General features: G+C 45.3%; 5 protein-coding genes and 1 pseudogene. 4 read left to right on the top strand and 2 right to left on the bottom strand.

The genetic code is table 11. The features are described 5' to 3' along the window. Nucleotides 1-158 precede the first annotated feature (158 nt). On the top strand, nucleotides 159-908 hold the full coding sequence (locus J4G07_21575; protein ID MCE2416575.1) for a hypothetical protein: 750 nt from the start codon (nucleotides 159-161) through the stop codon (nucleotides 906-908). A 146-nt stretch (nucleotides 909-1,054) separates the two neighbouring features. Beyond that, nucleotides 1,055-1,873 (top strand): phytanoyl-CoA dioxygenase family protein, encoded by an 819-nt coding sequence (locus J4G07_21570; GenBank protein ID MCE2416574.1) that lies wholly within the window; start codon nucleotides 1,055-1,057, stop codon nucleotides 1,871-1,873. Between the two features lie 35 nt (nucleotides 1,874-1,908). On the opposite strand, the gene J4G07_21565 is transcribed toward J4G07_21570, so the two are convergent. Continuing rightward, complete coding sequence (locus J4G07_21565) at nucleotides 1,909-2,616, bottom strand: hypothetical protein (protein ID MCE2416573.1); 708 nt, start codon at nucleotides 2,614-2,616, stop codon at nucleotides 1,909-1,911. Nucleotides 2,617-2,668: 52 nt separating this feature from the next. Then, nucleotides 2,669-4,149: pseudogene (locus J4G07_21560) on the bottom strand (sulfatase-like hydrolase/transferase). Nucleotides 4,150-4,332: 183 nt separating this feature from the next. Here J4G07_21560 and J4G07_21555 point away from each other — a divergent pair. Further along, nucleotides 4,333-5,094 carry an FRG domain-containing protein gene (locus J4G07_21555; protein MCE2416572.1) on the top strand — a complete coding sequence of 254 codons (762 nt, stop codon included), beginning with the start codon at nucleotides 4,333-4,335 and terminating at the stop codon, nucleotides 5,092-5,094. After that, nucleotides 5,087-7,291: a tetratricopeptide repeat protein gene (locus J4G07_21550; protein MCE2416571.1), complete on the top strand. Its 2,205-nt coding sequence runs from the start codon at nucleotides 5,087-5,089 to the stop codon at nucleotides 7,289-7,291. The genes J4G07_21555 and J4G07_21550 overlap by 8 nt, the downstream gene beginning before the upstream one ends. Nucleotides 7,292-7,626 lie beyond the last annotated feature (335 nt).

Below are 7,626 nucleotides of genomic sequence, written 5' to 3'. Positions count from 1 at the left end.
ATGCCGAATACACTCCTATTAAACCACATTTTAGACTGAATGTCAAGGAAAAAATGAACGTTTTGGTCCTTTCCAAGAGAGCGGTGTCTACATCCCCCGAATGAATTCAGGGGTTTTGACACCGAAATACGATAAAAAATTGGATGGAGGAGTGAAAGATGATCCAAAATAAACGTGTTGGCTTTGGCTATTATTTTTTGTTGATTGTTGTTATCGTTTTAAATCTTGCTATCGTAAAAACTGCTATTTCCCAAGAGGTGTACCTACAAACCGGGTTTGAGGAATTCTCGGTCGGCGATCCGCCCAAAGATTGGGAGGCAATTGGCGGGGACTTTGAAATTTCTGGCGACACTGTCAAAACCGATAAAAAAGCACTCGCTATTTTGGGCGGTGGAGACGGAGATGGACTCGGCATACCGATAGAAACCGAAAATCCTATTATTTCAGTCGAATTCTGGGTTTATATTGAGGGCGGTGGTAGGTCTTTCAATCTCAAAGTCGCTACTGCTGATGGCATTGGCGAAAACACCGGGTGCACCTACATCAACTGGGACGCTGGCATTGTCCGGCTTTACGATGGCGCGGCGTGGCAACTTATTGGCGACTTTGAAACCGATACATGGAAATACGTCCGCGTTATCGCTGATGTCGGTAAAAGCGAATTCGATTTCTACGTGGGAGACGATAGAAACGATGCCTTGGGTGCCAAGTCGGAAAAGGGGCTTCCTTTTCGGAATGCTGCACTCGGTCCCGTTGCCAAGTGGGTCGCTTTCTATACATGGGGAATAACTGCCCCCGGTTACGTTGATGATTTACTTATCTATGAAGGGGCAGATCCACTCGACCTTGCCGTTGATCCAAACGGAAAACTCACTACATTCTGGGGACATGTTAAGCGAGGATTGTAGGAGCGATTTTTAATTTATCTGGATTTGGGAATCTGTTCATTCACGATTAGACAAGAGCACGCAGCTTGGAACGTCGTGGAGAGCGGGCTACGAAAAGGGCTTTCAAGTCGTAACCTACCTGAACGAACCGCAAGGAAAATTAGAATATGAAGAACAGCGAAACGGTCAGTCTAACGCCGGCACAGCGACTCCATTTTGACATCTACGGTTTTGTGTTATTGGAGAATGTCCTCAACGACGATGAAATTGAGCGCATGAAAGGCGCGCTCTATAGGATGAAAGCCGACGAAAATCTGGATGCCACACGCGTCTATGCCCGAGGGAAAAGCGAACACCATGTGCTTTTCGGCAACCTCGTTGCGTATGATCCGGCACTCTTAGAATACGCGGCGCATCCGCAATTGGTGCCTCTCGTTGAAGAAGTAGTGGGTGGGGCAATCCGTCTTGAGGAAACCGAAGCGATCATTAATAGTCGGAATCCAGAGATAGAATTGGACGAACTCTATAAACGCCGCTATAACCCAACGGGGTTTCATCGTGGGACGCAACACGGGTGGGGGACCTATGTGGAACAGAACAAGTTTCACTGTATCTTTGTCAAAACACTCGCCTACCTCACCGATGTCGGTCCCGACGATGGTGGGACGTGCGTTATACCCGGAAGCCACCGTTTAACGTGGGATCCAAAAGAGATGATCGAAGCGGCACTCTCTGACGACAAACTCATCTACCAAGTCGAAGCATCAGCCGGTTCCGTATTGCTTTTTGCCGAGGCGTTGATCCACAGCACGACTGCCATCCGTAGTGATAAAGAGCGCGTCATCCTCATCTCTGGCTATACACCGCCGATGGTGCGTGAATGGCCCGGCAACGAGGTCAGTCCTGAGTTTGTTGAGACATTGCCGGAAGACATCCGTCCGCTTATTTCAGGCAGCGACAGTTGGCATTGGAGACGGCGATATTGATTGCCTTTTCTCCGATGAGCGCGTTTCTCTCCCTGTTATTGATGCTTGAGTTTTCCCCATGTAGTAGCGAGTTTACCGCTTGGTTCTACAGGGAGCGTTCCGGGGCCGCCGTTCGGAACAGTATCTCCCGTGATTTCGACATCATCAAACCGGGCTTGGGCATTGGAAACTACAAGTCCTGCTTTCCCATTTTCTATTCCGTCAGCATCAACAGTTGTGAACACCACATCGTCAATTTTAAATTTAATTTTTCCCCTACTGTCAATAGAGGTGGTGAGGGTATACCATGTATCAAGTTCTGCTGCGAAGTCGAACTCACCGAGTATTGATGCTTTGCCTGGGTTATACTTTGTAATATGGACGATCTTCCACGGGTACAAAATTCGGAAGGCATAGAAAGAGAATTCTTCCCACCGATGATGAAGTATAATTCCGAAGGTAGCTGGTTCGTCCTTGGCTTTATCTAATTTGGCTTTGCATGAAAACGAGTAATTTCTCCAAGCGACCTCACCTGTTGCCAATGTACTGGGGGTATTGGAAGCAAACGTCTCACACACTGCCTCACCTCTATCAATCCACCATTTCGCGCTGTTGTTAATATTATTGATGATTTCCCAGCCGTGCGTGTTGTCGTCTTCAAATGCGTCTGTCCATGTGCCAGCAAAACTCTGTTGATTAAAGACCATAGCACACAGAAGGATATGGAAGAGGCATAGAAAGTCTCTCAATTTTTTGGATCGCATTGCTTCCTCCTTTTCAATCGTTATGAATGGTGTTGGTGTAGTGTTGCTCCGTCTATGCTCCCGAAGTCCTCGGCATCAACAACGGTTCCTTCCCCATTTCCGCGAAGAGCAACTTCATCACCAAATCCGCCTTTAACGCCGCATGCTCAGGGGAATTCCACAGGTTATTGACCTCTCCAGGGTCCGCTTGCAGATCGAACAGTTCCCCATACGCTCGGTTATAGTAGACGGTGAGTTTATAACGATCATCAACGTAGGTTTTAACGTGTACCGTTGTCGGTTCATGGTGGTTTTCGACGATGATGTGGTCGCGTGCCTGTTCTTCTTGTCCCGACCAGACTGGCATCTGGTTGACACCTGTCATTGATAGCGGAACGTCGATATCAGCGGCACTGAGGAATGAAGGTGCTAAGTCTACCAGCGTCTGTAATGCATCGGAGTGTCTCCCCGCAGGCACAACCCCTGGATACCGTGCTATAAACGGCACCCGAATGACATCTTCGTAGTGGAATGCCCCCTTTGCGACAAGACCGTGTTGTCCGTAAAAATGTCCGTGGTCGGATGTGAAAACGACTAACGTGTTCTCTACCAGCCCTAATTCGTCAAGTTTCGCCAAGATTTCCCCGATATACTTGTCCATCAGGCTCACCATGCCGTAATAGACAGCAATGTCTTTGGCGAGTTCATCCCGATCGCGTAAGTGTGAGTTGAAACCGTGTACACCCTTTCCGCTTTCGCGCCAAGCGGAGAAGTCTGGCTTTTCTTGTTGCGTGAGTTGAAAGTGCGGCGGATTGTTATCATGTTCTCCTTCGGTTACGGAAGGCACTGTCAACGCATCTGGGTCGTACATCGTATCCCACGGCTCTGGAACGAGGTATTTCGGATGTGGATCGAAGAAACTTGCCCAAAGGAAAAAGTTTTCACCGTTCTGCTGATAATTTTCCATGAGTGCATTGGTCCGTTCCGCAATCCATGTATCGTAATGGTATTCTTCAGGAATCGGCCATTTACGATATTGACCGCGAGCGTTTCCTGTCGGCGGTGCGAAATAGTCGCGCCAATTTGTGCAGCCATTTTCCTCCATCCAGATGGCATAGTGTTGTCCGACGTGCGCCTCGTCGGCGTGATTACGTGCGAGTTCAACGTGTTCAAACCCGTAAAACGGTTCATTGAAACTTCGCCAAAAGTCCAAATCTTGGAGGATAGGATAGGACTCGAGAGAAGGGAATTCCTCAGTCCCATGGAGCGGTTGAAAATGGGCTTTTCCGACGAGAGCAGTCCGATACCCCGCATCCGTGAAGTCTTCACCGACGGTATGCTCATCTTCAGAGAGTTTTGTGCCAAGGGACCAGGCACCGTGTTGGCTCGGATATTTTCCAGTGATAATAGATGCACGAGTCGGTGTGCAGGTCGGGTTCGGGCAGTAGGCTCTATTGAAGAGTGTGCCTTGCTGTGCCAATGCATCCAAGTGCGGGGTCTGGATTGCTGTTGATCGCTGGTAATAAGTAAAATATTAGGTCTGGTTTCAGGCATACTGTTTCCTTTGTGTTGTATGTATTGATAGGAATCAGCATAGCACGTTGGAGGGAATAATTCAAGCAGAATACTGTAGGAGCGAGCTCCAGCTCGCGACCGTTCACGCTGTTAAATTCAGTTGACCTGCTTTGTGGAACGTGTTACTATTTTAAGCAGCATTGTGATCGTAAAGGAAAGTGAATGGACAAAGAAAAACTAAACGAGCCAAGTACGGTTGATGACATACTCCGAAAAATAAAAGAAAAAGCGGATACTGGGGAATATCTTTACCGTGGCGAACCGGAACACTATCAGGAATATCCTTATTATGGAAAAGTTTCTTCAAACCTCTACCGCGAGTTTTTGAAGGACGGCAACTTTGATGTGGAGGCGGAACACTTTGATATAGAGGAACTCCAAAGCGCGATGCTGGAAACGGCTAAAGAATTTTCCCGAAAACCAGCTAGCGAGATAGAACGCCTCACCGAAATCCAACATTACGGAGGTAAAACCAACCTGATTGATTTCACGGAGGATTATCTCATAGCACTCTTTATGGCATGTCAAGTTTCCATTGGCAAAAATATTACAGCTTGTAATGACCCTTTTGGCAAGGAGAGTTTTAGCAAAAACGGCAGAGTTATCTTGCAAAAAAAGGAGCTAATAAATTCCTACATTGAACAACCTTACGAGCCAATAAATCGTGTTATTGCTCAAAAGAGCATATTTATTAGACATCCCGATGGCTTTATTAGTCCAAACGAGGATGATGTAATTGATATTCCGGCGATGCTCAAACAACCTATACTAAGGCATTTGCGAAATTCTCACGGTATATCTGTTGAAGCTGTCTACAATGACATTCATGGCTTCATTAAGGATCAAAACATCCATCTGGAAGTATACAAGGCGCATTATATAGGTTTAACCCGTGAGCAAAGAGGAGATTCAGAGAATGGCTAATCCAGTGAAAACGACGCATTATGAAGAAGCTGTCAAACACTATAGCAGAGCCATTGACTTGAGACCAAATTTTGCCTTATCTTACATCTACCGAGGTAATGTGTACCGTAAAATGGGCGAGTTTGACCTCGCAATTGAAGATTATACCGAAGCGATTTTCTGGACTCGCCAACCCGCTAAAGCTTACTATGGTCGTGGCATAGCGTATGGTGCCAAAGGCGACATTGATAGGGCTATTGAAGACTTCACAAAGGCGATCCAATACGACCCGGACTATGCCGAAGCCTATTACCATCGCGGCAACGCTTATTTTATTAAAAATGAGTTTAATCGTGCCATTGAGGACTGTGACAAAGCAATACAGCTTAATCCCGATGCTACTGATGCCTACTTAGTTCGCGGTAACGCTTACAACAGCAAAGATGAGGTTGACTTTGCCATTTTAGACTATAACAAGGCAATACGGTTGAAGCCAGATTATGTTGATGTTTATATGCTTTGTGGCAATGCTTATAGCAGCAAGGGGGAACTTGACAAAGCTATTGCAAGCTATAGCAAGGCAATAGCACTGAGATCGGATTACATTGATGCTTATGTTGTTCGCGGTCATACTCACGTACTTAAACGCGACTTTGATTCTGCTATCGCTGACTGCACGAAGGTAATAGAACTCAATCCGAATGCCGCTCACCTCTATATCACCCGCGCGATTGCTTATAGCCTTACAGAAGACTATAACTCTGCTATCACAGATTGTGAAGAAGCATTAGAACGTAACCCGAATGCTGCCGATGCCTATCTAATTCGTGGGGTCGCTTATAATAATAATGGTGAGTTTGATTTGGCTATTGCGGATTGTACGAAAGCGATAGAATTAGTACCCTTTAATGCCAATACTTATTATGAACGTGGCAATGCTTATAGCGGCAAAGGCGATTTTGACAATGCTGTCGCAGATTATAACATAGCGATAAAATTCAACCCCCATCGTGTTGAGTACTATTTTTATCGCGGTATCGCTTATAGCGCAAAAGGTGAATTGGATAATGCTATTACAGACTATACCATCGTCCTTCGATTCCAACCCGATCATGCTTCAGCCTATATAAATCGAGGTGTCGCCTATGGTAACAAAGACGAATTTGACCATGCTATTACAGATTTTACGATCGCAATACAACTTGATCCAAGGCTTGCCGCGCCCTATCATAATCGTGGTAATGTTTATTTACGCAAAGGTGATGTTGACTTGGCTATTACAGATTATACGATGTCCATACAACTCAGCCCCAATGATGCGGAGACCTATGCCACTCGAGGGGCAGTTTACGGTCTTATAGGTGAGATAGACAAAGCTATCGGGGACTGTACGAAGGCGATAGGACTTGGTCTCAATCATGCGGATATCTATTTTAATCGCGCTATTGGTTACAATAGTATAGGAAAACTTAAATTGGCGATCAGGGACTATACCGAGGCGATAGAACTTAATCCAGATCATATCAACGCCTATGTCAATCGCGGCGTTGCTTACGGTGATACAGGCAAGATGAGTCTCGCAATTAATGACTTAAACAAGGCAGTAAAATTGGAGCAAGATAATGCTGCAGCTTATAACAACCTTGGCAACGTTTATGGAAACAAGGGCGATTTTGATGCAGCTATTGAAAATTATAGTAAGGCAATAAATTTAAACTCGAGTGAGCCAGCATTTTATCATAATCGTGGTCTGGCTTACTTCGGCAATAACGAGTTTAGTCGAGCACGCGAAGACTATACGAAAGCACTAAGATTAGATCCCGATTATTCACCAGCCTATTACAATCGCGCAAAAGCTTGGTTGCACCAACAGGAATGGGAAAAAGCCAAAGCAAGCTTAACAGATGCAGTGAACAAAGGCATAGATATTACTGCTGTTTTTGGTAACGACTATCAGAGCGTCGCTGGCTTTGAGGAACAAACTGGTATTAAATTACGAAAAGATATTGCTGCAATGTTAAAACAACACGATAGACAAATGCCTGCTTCACCTATGGAGAAAAATCCATCTGGATTTCAAAGCGAAACGGAACTTTACTCATTTGAAGGTTTCGCAATAGGATCTCCACAACAAGTGGAGCAACCCACAAATCCATTCATACCAATTAGTTTGCTTCAACCTCCAAGCCAAGCACCCCCTAGTCTATTTGCAAGCTAAGGTGTTAAAGTGGGTTAACTTTAGATTTATTTGTGTCAACACTTAAACGCTCGGAGATTATTTTGCAGAAAGGCTCCCTGGAAAGAAAATCATTACTATATTTTTCTCAAAATATCCTATCTAAAACAATACTATGTCGCACCGGCGAAGAATTAAGTCTCCTCATGGGTTATACAAAGGATTCTGGTTGCGTTACGTCCTCACCCTCACCGGATGACCATGTAAGGAACAAACATCATGCCTTCAAGACAACGCCTTGAAGTGCATACGCTTATTTAGACCACTTTTTCGCAAAGTTAAGATAAGTTTTGCTGTTGAAATTCCATAGGTGTCAA

The sequence above is a fragment of the Candidatus Poribacteria bacterium genome, assembly GCA_021295715.1.
Taxonomy (GTDB): Bacteria; Poribacteria; WGA-4E; order WGA-4E; family WGA-3G; genus WGA-3G.
The sequence above is the reverse complement of the archived record's forward strand: the minus strand, read 5'-3'. Positions and strand labels throughout refer to the sequence as shown.